Consider the following 15786-nt stretch of genomic DNA (forward strand, 5'->3'; position numbering starts at 1 on the left):
GAAACGACAAGTGACGGGCCGGTTGCGGTCACACCGCCGGCCAGGGCACCTCCAGACGCTCCAGCCGCTCGGGGTCGGCGAGGATGTACAGGTCCGTGATGCGGCCGTCGACGATCGTGACGCCCATGACCGACTGGACGCGGCCCTCGATCGCGTTGACCATCCCCACCGAGCCGTTGACCAGGACCAGCTCCGCGGCCTGCGTGAAGGGGGCGAACATCAGCGCCTGCTCCGCCACCGCCCTCGCGCCCTGGACCAGCTTGGAGGCGGCCGCGCCCCGCACGAGCGCGCCGGAGTCGGCCCGCAGCAGCACATCCGGGTGCAGGACGGCCAGCAGCGCCTCGAAGTCCCCCGCGCGCGAGGCGGCCAGGAAGGCGTCGAGCACCTGCTTCTGCCGGCCGAGGTCCGGTTCGGCCGACGGAGTGGCGGCGCGAACCCGGCGCCGGGCACGGCTCGCGAGCTGCCGGGTCGCAGCCGGGGTGCGCTCCACGATCGGCGCGATGTCGTCGAACGGCACGGCGAACATGTCGTGCAGGACGAACGCGAGCCGCTCGTCCGGCGTGAGGTTCTCCAGCACGACGAGCAGGGCCAGGCCCACGGAGTCGGCCTGGAGCACCTCCTCGGCCGGATCGATGTGGGACAGGGGCCGCAGCACCGGGTCCGGGACGTAGGCCCGCGCCGTGTCCTGGATGCCGCCCATCGGTTCCTCGCGGCGGGCGGTGCGCGAGCGCAGCATGTCCAGGCAGACCCGGCCGGTCACCGTGGTCAGCCAGCCGCCGAGGTTCTGGATGTCGCCGGTGTCGGTGCGGCTGAGCTTGAACCAGGTCTCCTGGACGGCGTCCTCCGCCTCGGAGAGCGATCCGAGCATGCGGTAGGCCACCGCCTTCAGGTGTCCGCGCTGTTCCTCGAAACGGCGTGCCAGTTCCTCGCTGCCCGTCATGGTCTCCCCCGTCTGTAGATCAACCGCTGGTCATCTGCCGAACAGTTCGAACGCCACCGCGGGGCGGCCCCCGAACCGCTCCCCCGCCCTCTCCGCGTGCTGCGTCAGGAAGCTCCGCGCGTAGGTCTCCGGGTCCTCGCCGGTCAGCGCCTCGATATAGGTGCGGTGTTCCAACAGGGAGCGCACGGCCCGCTCCATCCCGGCTGTCGCGTCGACCGCGTGCGTGGGCGTGCTGGAACCGGCGACCGCGACCCAGCGCACGCCGTCCCAGGGGTCGAGGCCCTGCTCGATCAGCTGCGGGAAGATGAACCGGTTGCCGGCGTCACCGGCCGCGTCGAGCGTGGCCCGGCCGACGGCCACGTGGTCCGGGGTGTTCCAGGCGACGCCGCCCCAGGTGTCGCGGTGGTTGAGTGTGAGGACCAGCTCGGGCCTGTGGCGGCGGATGGCGGCGGCGATGTCGCGGCGCAGGGCGGTGCCGTACTCGATGACACCGTCCCGGTGGTCGAGGAACTCCACCTCCGACACGCCGACGACCGCCGCGCTCGCCCGCTGCTCCCGCTCGCGCAGCGGCCCGCAGAGCTCGGGCTCCAGCGTGTCGATGCCGGCCTCGCCCCGGGTCGCGAGGACGTAGGCGACCTCGCGGCCCTCGTCGGTCCAGGCCGCGATCGCCGCCGAGCAGCCGTACTCGAGGTCGTCGGGATGCGCCACGACCGCGAGGGCACGCCGCCAGTCGCCGGGCATGGGCTGGAGTTCAGTGGTCGTCATATCGGCAGACTAGTCCGCGCCATCGGCGGCACGGGGTGTACGGCGCGGCATCACGCCTCGTCCCGCACCAGCGCCAGCAGCCGGTCCAGGACGCGGGGGCCGCCGGCGCGGATGCCGTCGTGCTCGAACTCGTCCGTGGTCCAGGTGCGCAGACCCCGGATCATGCGGGCGGTGCGCAGCGAGTGGGCCGTGTCGACGTACATGTCGTCGTGGTAGACGGCCGCCACCACCGGCACCGTGTTGGCGGCGAGGCGGGCCGGGTCGTACAGGGGCGTCCAGTCGGTGCGGGCGGCGAGCAGGTCGGCGGTCTCGCGCAGCGGGCGCAGGGCGGGGTCGCAGTCGAACATCCAGGGGTGAATCGATTCGCCGGTGAAGAGCAGGGGCTCGTCGCCGGCGAGGGCCTTGGCGGCGTCGAACTGCGGGAACTCGGCGCGGACCCGCTCGGCCGACCAGGCCGTGGGCCGGGCGTCCTGGCCGTAGATCGACTCGTGGACCAGGGCGTACAGCGGGTGGCGGGCGAAGGAGAGCATGGCCTGCACCTGCTCCTGGAAGGCGTCCGAGAGCCTGGAGCCCTGCGGGGTGCGGACGAAGGCCTCCTCGAGGAGGTAGTGCAGGCGGTGGGTGCCGTCCGCGGTGCCGAGGACGATGCCGAGGGACTGGAAGGCCTCGACGGTGAGCCGGTAGCCGTTCGGCAGGACCACGTCGTGGTGGAGCAGGTGCTCGGCGATGCGGCGGGCGCGTCGGGCGTCCTGCGGGTAGCGGGCGTAGTGGGCGGTGACCTTGCGTTCGATGCGCGGGAAGGCGGCCCGGTACACGTCGTCCGCGTGGGCGTCCAGGGACGGCAGCCCGCCGGTGATGACGGCGGTGGCCAGGCCCTCGGGGGCGAGGGAGAGGTACGAGGTCACGCAGAAGCCGCCGAAGCTCTGGCCGAGGACCGTCCAGGGCTCGCCGCCGGTGAGTTCCGCGCGGACGGCCTCGCAGTCGCGGACGATCGCGTCGGCGCGGAAGTGCGTGAGGTAGTCGGCCTGCTCGGCCGGGCCGCCGCGCAGCGGGAGCGTCTGGCGGTTCGCGGGAGTGCTGCGGCCGGTGCCGCGCTGGTCGAGGAGCAGGACGCGGTACTCCTTCAGGGCCCTGCCGAGCCAGCCGGGCCGTCCGACGGAGCGGTCGGCGCCGAAGCCCGGCCCGCCCTGGAGGTAGAGCAGCCACGGCAGGTCCTGGGACGCTTTGTCACCCGCCACGACCTCACGGGCGTACAGCTCGATCGTCTCGCCGTCGGGGCGGCCGTGGTCGAGGGGGACGGTGAAGCGGCGGTCGGTGAGGAGGACTCCGGGCTGGCGGTAGCTGACGGTCAACAGGGCTCCCGGGACGGACGGATTGTCGGGCGGCGTCCCAGTTCATCACAGGGTTCGCCCGTGAGTGAGCCCCTCGATCATGAAATCCCGCTGAACGGCTGTTCAGTCAGCGTGCGGACAGGCTGGAGCGGCGCACCACCAGTTCGGGCTGCAGGACGACCCTGCGGTGCTCGTGTGTGCGCCCCGGTCCCTCCTCCTCCGTCTCCTCCAGCAGCAGGTCGGCGGCCATGGCGCCCATGGTGACGGCGGGCTGCCGCACCGAGGTGAGCGGGACGGCCGCGGCGGCGGCGAACTCGATGTCGTCGTAGCCGACGATGGCGAGGTCGTCGGGAACGCCGACACCGGCCGCGTACATGGCCTGCAGGACACCGAGGGCGAGCAGGTCGTTGGCGCAGAAGACGGCGGTGGGCCGGTCGGCGAGCCCGAGCAGCCGCGCCCCGGCGTCCCGTCCCGCGGCGACGTCCAGCCGTTCGGTCGGCAGCTCACGCAGCGCGTCCGGGCCGAGCCCCGCCTCGGCGAGCGCTTCGAGGGCGCCGGTGCGGCGGTCGGCGACCTGGTTCAGGCCGGGCGGGCCGCTGACGTAGGCGATCGAGCGGTGCCCGGCGTCGACGAGGTGGCGTACGGCCAGGGCGCCGCCCGCCACGTCGTCGACGGAGACCGAGCACTCAGTGGTGCCCTCGGCGACCCGGTCGACCAGGACGAACGGGATGCCGTGCCGGCGGAACGTCTCGATGTTGCGGCCGGTCGCGTCGGCCGGGGTGAGGAGCACGCCGCGCACCCGCTGCTCGGCGAAGAGCGACAGGTACTCGGCCTCCTCGCCCGGGTTCTGGGCGCTGTTGCAGACCATGACGCCGAGTCCGGCCTGCCGGGCCGCGCGCTCGGCGCCGCGCGCGACGTCGACGAAGAAGGGGTTGCCCATGTCGAGGACGAGGAGCCCCATGATGCGGCTGCGGCCCGCGCGCAGCTGTCGCGCGGACTCGCTGCGGACGTACCCGAGCCGGTCTATCGCGGACAGCACCCGGGCCCGGGTCTCGGTCGCGACCGTGTCCGGGCGGTTGATCACGTTGGAGACCGTGCCGACGGAGACTCCGGCGACGCGGGCGACGTCCTTGATACCCACCGACTGGGCCATCGGGCAGGAACCTCCAGGGGGAAGACGGGGGGCGGCGGCCGGGGCGGCTTCACATTACCGGCACGCCGTCCCGGGAACCGGATGCGGTCAGGCGGGCAGGCGGAAGTCCGTCACGTGCAGCGCCGAGGGCGTCGTGCCGCTGGACTTCTCCTGGTACATGAACGACAGCACCCCGTCCTGCGCGACCCGCGTCTCGTCGATGACGACCTCGCCGAAGGCGCCCAGGCCGCTGCCGTCGAACAGGATCTTCCAGTCCGTGTACCCGGAGGCGGCGGAGGCCGCCGCGATCCGGCCGAAGGGGAAGACCGCGTAGGCGTTGTCGTACTTGTCCAGGATCAGCTTGGTGCGCTGGCTGGAGTTCAGCGGGACCGGTATCTCGGTCTTCTGCCAGGTGCCGGAGGCGTTCTTGCGGACGTGGAAGGCGCGCCCGTTGGCGGTCCGGTCCGCCACGTAGTTGGTGGTGCACTGGCCGAAACGGCCGGGCACGTAGGAGATGATCGCGTGCGGCCGGCCCGCGGAGTCGGTGAACTGGCTTTCCTGGTTCATCAGGGAGTGGTCGGGGTTGAGCGGGTCGATCACCAGTCCCGCGTCGGTCACGGACACCTTGTCGGAGCCGCCCGTCACACCCACGACGGTTCCGCCGTTGTTGCGCCAGGTGCGGCCCCGGTCGTCGGAGTAGACGTAGCCGGTGTCGTGGTTGGTGATGCCTCCGCCGTTGCACATCACGGCGCCGTTCTGCTCGCGCCAGGTGAAGAAGGAGTGCAGCCGGCCGTTGCGGTCGTAGTCGATGCCGTGCAGGTACATGTTGCGGGCCGTCGAGGAGCCGTGCTCGCTGGTGTACGTGCCCGTCGAGGCGGACCACTCACCGAGGTTGGTCCACTTCGTGCCGTCGTACTCGGCGAGGGCGTTCCGCCCGTTGCCCGAGACGGCGACGCGGTAACTCAGCTGGAGCTTGCCGTCGGGCGTCGAGACGAACTGCGGGTAGGTGAACTGGGATGTCGGCGCCAGCCCGTCAAGGGTCGACTGGGGCGCCCCGAAGCGGCTCGCGGTCCAGCTCAGCCCCGCGGGGTCGTCCATGAGCCCCGCGACGGACTTGACGTAGGTGAAGCCGTCGCTGTGGGAGTCCATGTTGAGGTGCAGCCGGCCGTCGACCTTGGAGACGCCCATGGAGATGACGTTGTGGGAGTCGTCGGCCTTGAGGGTGTGCCCGACCTTCACGGTGGACCAGGTGCTTCCGCCGAGGACGCGGCGGCCGACGACGGCGTTGCGGTCGGCGGTGTACCAGACGGCGTACTGGTAGCCCTTGTAGGTCAGCAGGCCGTTCTTCTGGAAGGCGTTGTTGTTGACCAGCCCGTCGTACGACACGAAGAAGATGGCCTGGCCGTCGAGTGTGGTGGTGCCGGTCCGGGTGACGGACGGGCCCGGGTCGGCGGCCCGCGCGGTGCCGGCGGCCAGGGCGGGGGTCACCACCGCTCCCGCGAGGGCGGCGGCCAGCAAGGTACGTCTGTGCATCTCGTGGACTCCATCGTCATGCGAGGTGGAACACTTCCGTGAGCGGTTTCATGGCCTCGTCGGGCCGGGCGCCGTCCAGCGACTCGAAGAACGGCGCCATCTCCGCCTGCCAGCGGGCGTTGACGTCGGTGGCCTCCATGCCGGCCTGGGCGGCCGCGAAGTCCTCGGTCTCCAGGTAGCCGACCAGCAGTCCGTCCTCGCGCAGGAAGAGCGAGTAGTTGTGCCAGCCGGTCGCCGAGAGCGCCCGGAGCATCTCGGGCCATACCGCGGCGTGCCGCTCGCGGTACTCGTCGAGGCGGTCCGCCCGGACCTTCAGCAGGAAGCACACGCGCTGCATCAACGATTCTCCAGAACTAGAAGTCGAACTGGTCGATGTTCTTGGCGTCGAACACGGTGGGCTTGCCGAGGCTGATCACACCGTCCTTGCCGATGGTGTACTCGCCCATGGAGCCGGCCTTGAAGGTCTCGCCCTCCTTGCCGGTGATCTGCCCGGAGGACAGGGCGACGGCCGTGCGGGCGGCCAGTTCGCCGAGCTTCGCCGGGTCCCACAGCTCGAACGCCTCGACGGTGCCGTTCTTGACGTACTTGCGCATGTCGTTCGGGGTGCCGAGGCCGGTCAGCTTGACCTTGCCCTTGTACTTGGAGCCCGACAGGTACTGGGCGGCGGCCTTGATGCCGACGGTGGTCGGGGAGATGATCCCCTTCAGGTTCGGGTACTCCTGGAGCAGGCCCTGGGTCTGCTGGAAGGACTGCTGGGCGTCGTCGTTGCCGTAGGCGGTCTTCACCAGCTTCATGTTCTTGTACTCGGGCTTCTTCAGCTCGTCCTTCATGAAGTCGATCCAGGTGTTCTGGTTCGTCGCGGTCTGCGCGGCGGACAGGATCGCGATCTCGCCCTTGTAGCCGATCTGCTTGGCGAGCAGCTGCACCTCGGTACGGCCCAGGTCCTCGGCGGAGGCCTGCGAGACGAAGGCGTTGCGGCAGCCGGGCGTGGTGTCGGAGTCGTAGGTCACGACCTTGATGCCGTTCTTCATGGCCTGCTTGAGCGCGGTGCACAACGCACCCGGGTCCTGGGCGGAGACGGCCATCGCGTCGACCTGCTGCTGGGTGAGCGTGTTGACGTAGGAGACCTGCCCGGCGGTGTCGGTCGCGCTGGACGGCCCGACCTCCTTGTAGCCGGACCCCAGCTCCTTCAGCGCCTTCTCGCCGCCCTTGTCGGCGGAGGTGAAGTAGGGGTTGTTGACCTGCTTGGGCAGGAACCCGACGGTGAGGCCCTTCTTGGTGGCGGCGTTCGGATCGGCCTTGCCGGCGGTGGCGGCGGAAGCGCCCTCGTCGGCGACGTCCTTCTTGGTGGTGCCGCCGCCGCAGGCGGTCAACGCGAGTGCGAGGGAGGTGGCGGTGGCGAGGGCCGCGCAGCTGCGGCGGAGGGTTGACTTACGCATGACGGTTTCCTTTGCACGAGGTTGAGGGAAGCGCCCTTCTTTCAGGGGGCGCGGGGCTGTATCGATATGCGGCTCCGCCGCGTGGGCGCGACCGGCCACAGGCGACGGGTCAGCCGGACGATTGAGCACGCACAACGGCGATCTGCCGGGCGACCCGAGGCCCGAGTACGGAAAGCACCAGCAACACACCGGTCACGACGATCTGCGACTGCGCGGAAACGTCCTGGAGACTCATCACGTTCTGCAACGCACCGAGCAGAAACACCCCGGCGATCGCACCACCCAACGTGCCCTTGCCACCGTCGAAGTCGATACCGCCCAACAACACGGCGGCCACGACGGACAGTTCCAGACCGGTGGCGTTGTCATACCGCGCGCTCGCGTAGTGCAGCGCCCAGAAGATCCCGGTCAGCGAGGCCATCAGCCCGGTCAGCGTGAAAAGGATCAGCTTCTGCCGCCTGACCCGGATCCCGGCGAACCGGGCAGCCTCCTCGCTCGCACCGATCGCGAACAGCGACCGCCCGAACGGCGTGGCGTGCAGCGCGACCACGGCGACGGCGAGCAGGACGAGGAAGGGCAGGAGGGCGTAGGGGATGAAGGTGTCACCGATGCGCCCGGCGGCGAAGTCCAGGTACTGCGTGGGGAAGTCGGTCACCGCGTCGGATCCGAGCACGATCTGCGCGATGCCCCGGTAGGCGGCGAGGGTGCCGATGGTGACGGCGAGGGACGGCAGCCCCAGGCGGGTCACCAGCAGCCCGTTGACCAGCCCGCACACCACACCCAGCAGCAGGCAGATCGGGATGATCGTCTCGATGGCCATGCCCTGGTTCCACAGGGCCCCCATCACGGCACCGGACAGCCCGGCCGTGGACGCGACCGACAGGTCGATCTCACCGGAGACCACCAGCAGGGTCATGGGCAGCGCGATCAGCGCGATGGGCAGGGTGTTGCCGATCAGGAAGGACAGGTTGAGAGCGTTGCCGAACCCGTCGACGGCCCCGAAGGAGAGCAGCAGCACCACGACGAGCAGGGCTCCCACGACGGTGTCCCAGCGGACCGCTCGGCTCAGGGAGATGTCAGCCATGGCGGGCGTTCCTCTTCTTCAGGGCGGAGGCCACGCGCAGCGCGACGACCCGGTCGACCGCGATGGCGAGGATGAGCAGGATGCCGTTGATGGCGAGCACCCACACGGAGCTGACGCCGAGTGCGGGCAGCACGCTGTTGATGGAGGTCAGCAGCAGCGCGCCGAGGGCCGCGCCGTAGACGCTGCCGGAGCCGCCGGTGAAGACGACGCCGCCGACCACGACCGCACTGACGACGGTCAGTTCGTAGCCGTTTCCGGTGCCGGAGTCGACGTTGCCGAAGCGGGCGAGGTACATCGCCCCGGCGAGTCCGGCGAGGGCGCCGCAGAAGGTGTAGGCGGCGAGGATCCGCTTGCGGACGGGGATGCCGGCGAGGCGGGCGGCCTCGGGGTTGGAGCCGAGCGCGTACAGTTCCCGGCCGCTGGCGAAGTGCTTCAGGTAGTAGGCGGTGGCGATGAGCACCGCCAGCGCAATCAGTGCCAGGTACGGCACCGCCGAGATGCCGCCGGAGCCGAAGTCGACGAATCCGCCGGGCAGATCGGACGCGGTGATCTGACGGGAGCCGACCCAGATGGAGTCGATGCCGCGGATGATGTACAGCGTGCCGAGGGTGACGACGAGCGCGGGCACCTGGCCGAGGCTGACGAGCAGTCCGTTGAGCAGTCCGAAACCGATACCGAGCAGCACCGCCAGCGCGATCGCCACGACGGAGTCGCCGCCGCCCTGGAGATACGTTCCGGCGGCGAACGCGCTGATGCCGAGCGTCGATCCGACGGACAGGTCGACGTTGCGGGTGATGACGACCAGGGACTGGCCGGTGGCGACCAGGACCAGGATCGTCGCGTTCAGCAGCAGGTCCTTGATGCCCTGCTCGGACAGGAACTGGCTATTGCCGGCCTGGGTGACGCCGATCATCACCAGGAAGACGACCAGGATGGCGAGTTCGCGCATCCTGAAGACGCGGTCGACCAGCCGGGTGCCGCTCGACTTGGGCACATCGGCCACGGGGGCTTCCTGCGGGGTCACGACCGTCATGCGGCGGCCCTCCCGGTGGCTGCGGCCATCACGGTTTCCTCGGTGGCGTCGGAGCGTGGGATCTCGGCGGTGAGGCGGCCCTCGTGCATGACGAGCACGCGGTCGGCCATGCCGAGGATCTCGGGCAGGTCGGAGGAGATCATCAGGACGGCCACGCCGTCGGCTGCCAGTTCCGACAGCAGCCGGTGCACCTCGGCCTTGGTGCCGACGTCGATGCCGCGCGTCGGCTCGTCGACGATCAGCACCTTGGGGCCGGTGGCCAGCCATTTGGCGAGCACGACCTTCTGCTGGTTGCCTCCGGAGAGCGTGTTGACGGTGTCGGCGATCCGGGCGTACTTGACCTGGAGCCTGACGGCCCAGTCGAGGGAGCGGCTGCGCTCGGCGGCGCGGTCCATCAGTCCGGCCTTCACCGTCGTACGCAGACCCGTCAGCCCGATGTTCCGCTCGATGGACATGTCCATCACCAGGCCTTGGGCGCGCCGGTCCTCGGGGACCAGGGCGAGTCCGGCGGCCATGGCGGTGGAGGGCGCGCCGTTGACGAGGGCCCTGCCGTGGACGGAGACCTCGCCGGCGTCCCAGCGGTCGATGCCGAAGACGGCCCGGGCGACCTCGGTGCGCCCGGCGCCGACGAGCCCGGCCAGGCCGACGATCTCACCGCGGCGGACCTCGAAGGAGACGTCGGTGAAGACGCCCTCGCGGGTCAGCCGGCGCACGCTCAGGGCGACTTCGCCCGGCGTCACGTCCTGCTTGGGGTAGAGCTCGTCCAGGTCGCGGCCGACCATGCGACGTACGAGGTCGTCCTCGGTCATGGCGTCCAGGGGCTCGCTGGCGATCCAGGCGCCGTCGCGCAGGGTGGTGACGCGGCGGCAGATCTCGAAGATCTCCTCCAGCCGGTGGGAGATGAACAGCACGGCGGCGCCCTGGTCGCGCAGGGTGCGGACGACGCCGAAGAGGCGGGCGACCTCGCTGCCGGTGAGGGCGGCGGTCGGCTCGTCCATGATCAGGACGCGGGCGTCGAAGGAGAGGGCCTTGGCGATCTCGACGATCTGCTGGTCGGCGATGGACAGGCCCCGGGCGGGCCGGTCGGGGTCGAGTTCGACCCCGAGGCGCTCCATGAGGGCGGCCGTCGCGTTGTGGGTGGCCTGGTGGTCGATTCGGCCGAGGGCGCGGCGCGGCTGGCGGCCCATGTAGATGTTCTCGGCGATCGACAGGTCGGGGAAGAGCGTGGGCTCCTGGTAGATCACGGCGATGCCGGCGTCGCGGGCGTCACCCGGTCCGTGGAAGGTGACGGGCGCACCGTCGAGCAGCACCTGGCCGGTGTCCGGCCGGTGCACGCCGGCGAGGGTCTTGATGAGGGTGGACTTGCCGGCACCGTTCTCACCGGCGAGGGCGTGCACCTCCCCGGGGAAGAGCTCCAGGGAGACGTCCCGCAGTGCGCGGACCGCGCCGAAGGCCTTGGAGACGTGCTGCAGAGCGAGAACCGGGGCCGGACCCGTGGTGGACGGGTGGGTCATGAGGGCTCCTCGACGACGCCGGCGGGACGGCCCTCTCGGCGTCGTGAAAGGTTTCAACTTGGTTGCCGGGACGTTAGGCGGGCCGCGCATGTCACGTCAATGGGTTCCGGTCGAAAAAGTTTCGAGGACAGAAGGTCACGCATGGGTCACGGGAAAAGCGCCTTGGCCGGAGGGGTTGACACCCCTACGCGGGGCCCATAGCTTCCCGTTCTGAATCGTTTCATTCAGTGGTCGTCACGACCCCATGTCACAGGAGCCTGACGTGACCGAGCTCGCCGCGGCGAAGGCCGCTCTCAAGACACAGGCCGTCGAGACGCCGTCGTGGGCGTACGGGAACTCGGGCACGCGGTTCAAGGTCTTCGCGCAGCAGGGCGTGCCGCGCACCCCGTTCGAGAAGCTGGACGACGCGGCTAAGGTGCACGAGTTCACCGGGGTCGCCCCGACGGTGGCGCTGCACATCCCGTGGGACAGGGTCGACGACTACGCGGCACTGGCGAAGCACGCCGAGCAGCGGGGCGTGAAGCTCGGGGCGATCAACTCGAACACGTTCCAGGACGACGCCTACAAGCTGGGGAGCATCTGTCATCCGGAGGCCTCGGTGCGGCGGAAGGCCGTCGATCATCTGCTGGAGTGCGTCGACATCATGGACGCGACGGGCTCGACGGATCTGAAGCTGTGGTTCGCCGACGGGACGAACTATCCCGGCCAGGACGACATCCGGGGACGGCAGGACCGGCTGGCCGAGGGCCTGGCCGAGGTCTACGAGCGGCTCGGGGACGGGCAGCGGATGCTGCTGGAGTACAAGTTCTTCGAGCCGGCGTTCTACGCGACGGACGTGCCGGACTGGGGCACCGCCTACGCCCATTGCCTGAAGCTCGGGCCGAAGGCGCAGGTCGTCGTCGACACGGGGCATCACGCGCCGGGGACCAACATCGAGTTCATCGTGGCGACGCTGCTGCGGGAGGGGAAGCTCGGGGGGTTCGACTTCAACTCGCGGTTCTACGCGGACGACGACCTCATGGTCGGGGCGGCGGATCCGTTCCAGCTGTTCCGGATCATGTACGAGGTCGTGCGGGGCGGTGGGTTCTCGCCCGAGGTCGCGTTCATGCTCGACCAGTGCCACAACATCGAGGCGAAGATCCCGGCGATCATCCGGTCGGTGATGAATGTGCAGGAGGCGACGGCGAAGGCGCTGCTGGTCGATGGGGACGCGCTGGGGGCGGCGCAGCGCGGGGGCGATGTGCTGGAGGCCAATGCCGTGCTGATGGATGCGTACAACACGGATGTTCGGCCGTTGCTTCGTGAAGTACGGGAGGAGATGGGGCTGGACCCCGAGCCTCTTGCCGCGTACCGGCGGTCCGGGTGGGGTGAGCGGATTGTGGCTGAGCGGGTGGGTGGGCAGCAGGCGGGGTGGGGTGCGTAGGCGTCTGCCGAGATCTGTTGATTGCGGAGTGCGGGCTGTCTGTGGTTGATCGCGCAGTTCCCCGCGCCCCCGAAGAAGGAACCTCACCCACTCTCCTCTGAAAAGGAACTGTTCATGGCTGTTCATCCCGAAGCCGCAGCTCTGCTCGCCCGGTCGCACCGGCTCGGCAGCGATCCCCGGAACACCAACTACGCCGGCGGCAACGCCTCCGCCAAGGGCACCGGGACCGACCCCGTCACCGGTGGGGACGTCGAGCTGATGTGGGTCAAAGGATCCGGCGGGGACCTCGGGACGCTGACCGAGGGCGGGCTGGCCGTGCTGCGGCTCGACCGGATGCGGGCGCTCGCCGACGTCTATCCGGGGGTCGAGCGCGAGGACGAGATGGTCGCCGCGTTCGACTACTGCCTGCACGGCAAGGGCGGGGCCGCTCCGTCCATCGACACCGCCATGCACGGGCTGGTCGGGGCCGCGCACGTCGATCATCTGCATCCGGACTCGGGGATCGCGCTGGCCTGTGCCGCCGACGGGGAGAAGCTGACCGCCGAGTGCTTCGGGGACAGTGTGGTGTGGGTGCCGTGGCGGCGGCCCGGATTCCAGCTGGGGCTGGACATCGCCGCCGTGAAGGAGGCCAACCCGCAGGCCGTCGGGTGTGTTCTCGGCGGGCACGGGATCACCGCCTGGGGTGACACCTCCGAGGAGTGCGAGCGGAACTCGCTGCACATCATCCGGACCGCCGAGAAGTTCCTGGCCGAGCGGGGGAAGGCCGAGCCCTTCGGGCCGGTGATCGAAGGCTACGCCGCGCTGAGTGCCCCGGAGCGGCGGGAGCGGGCCGCCGCGCTCGCCCCGTACGTGCGGGCGATCGCCTCGCAGGACCGGCCTCAGGTGGGGCACTTCGACGACTCCGAGGCCGTGCTCGACTTCCTCGCACGCGCCGAGCACCCACGCCTCGCCGCGCTCGGGACCTCCTGCCCGGACCACTTCCTGCGCACCAAGGTCCGGCCGCTGGTGCTGGACCTGCCGCCGGGCGCGCCACTCGACGAGGCCATCGCCCGGCTGAGGGAGCTGCACGCCGGGTACCGCGAGGAGTACGCCGCCTACTACGCGCGGCACGCCCTGCCCGACTCCCCCGCCATGCGCGGCGCCGACCCGGCGATCGTGCTGGTGCCGGGCGTGGGCATGTTCTCCTTCGGCAAGGACAAGCAGACCGCCCGGGTGGCGGGCGAGTTCTACGTCAACGCCGTCAACGTGATGCGCGGGGCCGAGGCCGTGTCCACCTACGCGCCGATCGAGGAGTCGGAGAAGTTCCGCATCGAGTACTGGGCGCTGGAGGAGGCCAAGCTCCGGCGGATGCCCGAGCCGAAGCCGCTGGCGACCCGGGTGGCGCTGGTGACGGGTGCCGGGAGCGGGATCGGCAAGGCGATCGCGCACCGGCTCGTGGCGGAGGGCGCGTGTGTCGTCGTCGCCGACCTGAACGGTGAGAACGCCGCCGCCGTCGCCGAGGAGCTGGGCGGGCCCGACAAGGCCGTCGCCGTGACGGTGGACGTCACCTCCGAGGAACAGATCGCCGAGGCGTTCCGGGCGGCCGTGCTGGCCTTCGGCGGAGTCGACCTCGTCGTCAACAACGCGGGCATCTCGATCTCCAAGCCGCTGCTGGAGACCTCCGCCAGGGACTGGGACCTCCAGCACGACATCATGGCCCGTGGCTCCTTCCTGGTGTCGCGGGAGGCGGCCCGGGTGATGACGGCCCAGCAGCTGGGCGGCGACATCGTCTACATCGCCTCGAAGAACGCCGTGTTCGCCGGGCCCAACAACATCGCCTACTCCGCCACCAAGGCCGACCAGGCCCACCAGGTGCGGCTGCTCGCGGCCGAGCTGGGCGAGCACGGCATCCGCGTCAACGGCGTCAACCCGGACGGCGTGGTGCGCGGCTCGGGGATCTTCGCCGGCGGGTGGGGCGCCCAGCGGGCCGCCGTGTACGGGGTGGAGGAGGAGAAGCTGGGTGAGTTCTACGCCCAGCGCACCCTCCTCAAGCGCGAGGTGCTCCCCGAGCACGTGGCCAACGCCGTCTTCGCGCTGACCGGCGGGGACCTCACCCACACGACCGGTCTGCACGTCCCGGTCGACGCCGGCGTCGCGGCCGCCTTCCTGCGATGAGCGCGGCCGTGAAGTCGTACGCCGCGGTCGATCTCGGCGCGTCCAGCGGACGCGTCATGGCCGGCCGGGTCGGACTCGACAGCCTGGAGCTGACCGAGGCCCACCGGTTCGTGAACCGGCCGGTCCGCGTCCCCGAGGGCCTGCGCTGGGACATCCTCTCGCTGTACGCCGGTGTCCTGGACGGGCTGAGGGCCGCGGGGCAGGTCGACTCCGTGGGCATCGACAGCTGGGCCGTGGACTACGGGCTGCTGGACGCGGACGGCGCCCTGCTCGGCAACCCGGTGCACTACCGGGACTCCCGGACCGAGGGGGTCGCCGAGAAGGTCTGGGCCACCGTCCCCGCGGCGGAGCTCTACGCGGCAACCGGCCTGCAGTACGCGCCCTTCAACACGCTCTACCAGCTCACCGCCGATCAACTCGGCGGTGCACAGAGGTTGTTGATGATCCCCGATCTGCTCACGTACTGGCTCACGGGCGAGCAGGGCACCGAGCTGACCAACGCCTCGACCACTCAGTTGATCGACCCCCGCACCCGCGCATGGTCGTACGACATCGCGCAACGGCTGGGCATCGACCTGGAGTTGTTCGCTCCCCTGCGGCAACCGGGCGATCCGGCGGGCCTGCTGCGGCCCGAGGTGCTGGAGGAGACCGGGCTGAGCGGTCCCGTGCCGGTGACGGCCGTCGGGTCGCACGACACCGCGTCGGCGGTCGCCGCCGTCCCAGCGTCGGGTGAGCGGTTCGCCTACATCTGCACCGGCACCTGGTCGCTGGCCGGTCTGGAACTGGAAGCGCCGGTGCTGACCGAGGAGAGCAGGGCCGCCAACTTCACCAACGAGCTGGGGCTGGACGGCACCGTCCGCTATCTGCGGAACATCATGGGGCTGTGGCTGCTCCAGGAGTGCCTACGCGCCTGGGGCGACCCGGATCTCGGCGCGCTGCTGCTGGACGCGTCCAAGGTGCCGGCCCTGCGGTCGGTCGTGGACGCGGGTGACGCGGCGTTCCTCGCACCCGGGCGGATGCCGGAGCGGATCGCCGGGGCATGCCGTGTCTCCGGGCAGCCGGTGCCCGAGTCGCCGGCCGAGGTGACCCGCTGCATCCTCGACTCCCTCGCGCTCGCGCACCGCAGAGCCGTCCAGGACGCCCAGCGGCTCGCCGGGCACCCGGTCGACGTCGTGCACGTGGTCGGGGGCGGCACGCGCAACGCCCTGCTGTGCCAGCTCACCGCCGACGCGTGCGGCCTGCCGGTGGTGGCCGGGCCCACCGAGGCGGCGGCCCTGGGAAACGTCCTGGTGCAGGCACGGGCGCACGGCCTGGTCGGTGACCTGGCCGGGATGCGGCGTCTGCTCGTGAACACGCAGCCGCTCACCCGGTACGAGCCGCGCGGCGGGACCGAGCGGTGGCGCGCCGCACAGGCCCGGCTCGCCGCGCCCTGATGGGG

13 protein-coding genes are annotated in these 15786 nt (G+C 70.7%); 3 read left to right on the plus strand and 10 right to left on the minus strand.

Annotated features, from left to right (window positions below):
- Positions 1–28 precede the first annotated feature (28 nt).
- The 10 genes from sigJ to ADK65_RS27260 all read right to left on the minus strand — a co-directional run bounded on the left by sigJ (position 29) and on the right by ADK65_RS27260 (position 10771).
- Entirely contained in the window at positions 29–940 is a 912-nt protein-coding gene (gene sigJ / locus ADK65_RS27215; RefSeq protein ID WP_053673593.1) for an RNA polymerase sigma factor SigJ, read from the minus strand.
- 30 nt (positions 941–970) lie between these two features.
- Positions 971–1705, minus strand: a complete 735-nt coding sequence (locus ADK65_RS27220) for a PIG-L deacetylase family protein (protein WP_053673594.1) — start codon at positions 1703–1705, stop codon at positions 971–973.
- A gap of 50 nt (positions 1706–1755) precedes the next feature.
- A complete protein-coding gene (locus tag ADK65_RS27225; protein WP_053673595.1) occupies positions 1756–3057 on the minus strand; it encodes an alpha/beta fold hydrolase in 1302 nt (433 codons plus the stop codon).
- 106 nt (positions 3058–3163) lie between these two features.
- Positions 3164–4189 (minus strand): LacI family DNA-binding transcriptional regulator, encoded by a 1026-nt coding sequence (locus ADK65_RS27230; RefSeq protein ID WP_053673596.1) that lies wholly within the window; start codon positions 4187–4189, stop codon positions 3164–3166.
- 87 nt (positions 4190–4276) lie between these two features.
- Entirely contained in the window at positions 4277–5701 is a 1425-nt protein-coding gene (locus ADK65_RS27235; protein WP_053673597.1) for a BNR repeat-containing protein, read from the minus strand.
- A 16-nt stretch (positions 5702–5717) separates the two neighbouring features.
- Entirely contained in the window at positions 5718–6038 is a 321-nt protein-coding gene (locus ADK65_RS27240; RefSeq protein WP_053673598.1) for an L-rhamnose mutarotase, read from the minus strand.
- A gap of 16 nt (positions 6039–6054) precedes the next feature.
- Positions 6055–7140 (minus strand): rhamnose ABC transporter substrate-binding protein, encoded by a 1086-nt coding sequence (gene rhaS / locus ADK65_RS27245; protein WP_053673599.1) that lies wholly within the window; start codon positions 7138–7140, stop codon positions 6055–6057.
- A gap of 109 nt (positions 7141–7249) precedes the next feature.
- Positions 7250–8224, minus strand: a complete 975-nt coding sequence (locus ADK65_RS27250; protein WP_053673600.1) for an ABC transporter permease — start codon at positions 8222–8224, stop codon at positions 7250–7252.
- Complete coding sequence (locus ADK65_RS27255) at positions 8217–9257, minus strand: ABC transporter permease (RefSeq protein WP_053673601.1); 1041 nt, start codon at positions 9255–9257, stop codon at positions 8217–8219. Before ADK65_RS27255 ends, ADK65_RS27250 begins: the two co-directional genes overlap by 8 nt.
- Positions 9254–10771 carry a sugar ABC transporter ATP-binding protein gene (locus ADK65_RS27260; protein WP_053673602.1) on the minus strand — a complete coding sequence of 506 codons (1518 nt, stop codon included), beginning with the start codon at positions 10769–10771 and terminating at the stop codon, positions 9254–9256. The genes ADK65_RS27255 and ADK65_RS27260 overlap by 4 nt, the downstream gene beginning before the upstream one ends.
- A gap of 262 nt (positions 10772–11033) precedes the next feature.
- On the opposite strand from ADK65_RS27260, the gene rhaI reads away from it, so the two are divergent.
- The 3 genes from rhaI (at position 11034) to ADK65_RS27275 (ending at position 15781) form a co-directional block, all read left to right on the plus strand.
- Complete coding sequence (rhaI, locus tag ADK65_RS27265; RefSeq protein WP_053673603.1) at positions 11034–12194, plus strand: L-rhamnose isomerase; 1161 nt, start codon at positions 11034–11036, stop codon at positions 12192–12194.
- Between the two features lie 114 nt (positions 12195–12308).
- The gene (locus tag ADK65_RS27270) at positions 12309–14348 is read left to right on the plus strand and encodes a bifunctional rhamnulose-1-phosphate aldolase/short-chain dehydrogenase (protein ID WP_053673604.1); all 2040 of its coding nucleotides are present in this window, start codon (positions 12309–12311) and stop codon (positions 14346–14348) included.
- Positions 14345–15781, plus strand: coding sequence for a rhamnulokinase (locus ADK65_RS27275; RefSeq protein ID WP_053673605.1), 1437 nt, complete (start codon positions 14345–14347; stop codon positions 15779–15781). The genes ADK65_RS27270 and ADK65_RS27275 overlap by 4 nt, the downstream gene beginning before the upstream one ends.
- Positions 15782–15786: the final 5 nt, after the last annotated feature.

This window comes from Streptomyces sp. NRRL B-1140 (genome assembly GCF_001280065.1).
In the GTDB taxonomy this organism is placed as follows: Bacteria; Actinomycetota; Actinomycetes; order Streptomycetales; family Streptomycetaceae; genus Streptomyces.

Bases quoted from the DNA above. Each gene is read 5' to 3' on its own strand.
- sigJ (WP_053673593.1), bottom strand. From the start codon at position 940: ATGACGGGCAGCGAGGAACTGGCACGCCGTTTCGAGGAACAGCGCGGA.
- ADK65_RS27220 (WP_053673594.1), bottom strand. From the start codon at position 1,705: ATGACGACCACTGAACTCCAGCCCATGCCCGGCGACTGGCGGCGTGCC.
- ADK65_RS27230 (WP_053673596.1), bottom strand. From the start codon at position 4,189: ATGGCCCAGTCGGTGGGTATCAAGGACGTCGCCCGCGTCGCCGGAGTC.
- ADK65_RS27235 (WP_053673597.1), bottom strand. From the start codon at position 5,701: ATGCACAGACGTACCTTGCTGGCCGCCGCCCTCGCGGGAGCGGTGGTG.
- ADK65_RS27240 (WP_053673598.1), bottom strand. From the start codon at position 6,038: ATGCAGCGCGTGTGCTTCCTGCTGAAGGTCCGGGCGGACCGCCTCGAC.
- rhaS (WP_053673599.1), bottom strand. From the start codon at position 7,140: ATGCGTAAGTCAACCCTCCGCCGCAGCTGCGCGGCCCTCGCCACCGCC.
- ADK65_RS27250 (WP_053673600.1), bottom strand. From the start codon at position 8,224: ATGGCTGACATCTCCCTGAGCCGAGCGGTCCGCTGGGACACCGTCGTG.
- ADK65_RS27255 (WP_053673601.1), bottom strand. From the start codon at position 9,257: ATGACGGTCGTGACCCCGCAGGAAGCCCCCGTGGCCGATGTGCCCAAG.
- ADK65_RS27260 (WP_053673602.1), bottom strand. From the start codon at position 10,771: ATGACCCACCCGTCCACCACGGGTCCGGCCCCGGTTCTCGCTCTGCAG.
- ADK65_RS27270 (WP_053673604.1), top strand. From the start codon at position 12,309: ATGGCTGTTCATCCCGAAGCCGCAGCTCTGCTCGCCCGGTCGCACCGG.
- ADK65_RS27275 (WP_053673605.1), top strand. From the start codon at position 14,345: ATGAGCGCGGCCGTGAAGTCGTACGCCGCGGTCGATCTCGGCGCGTCC.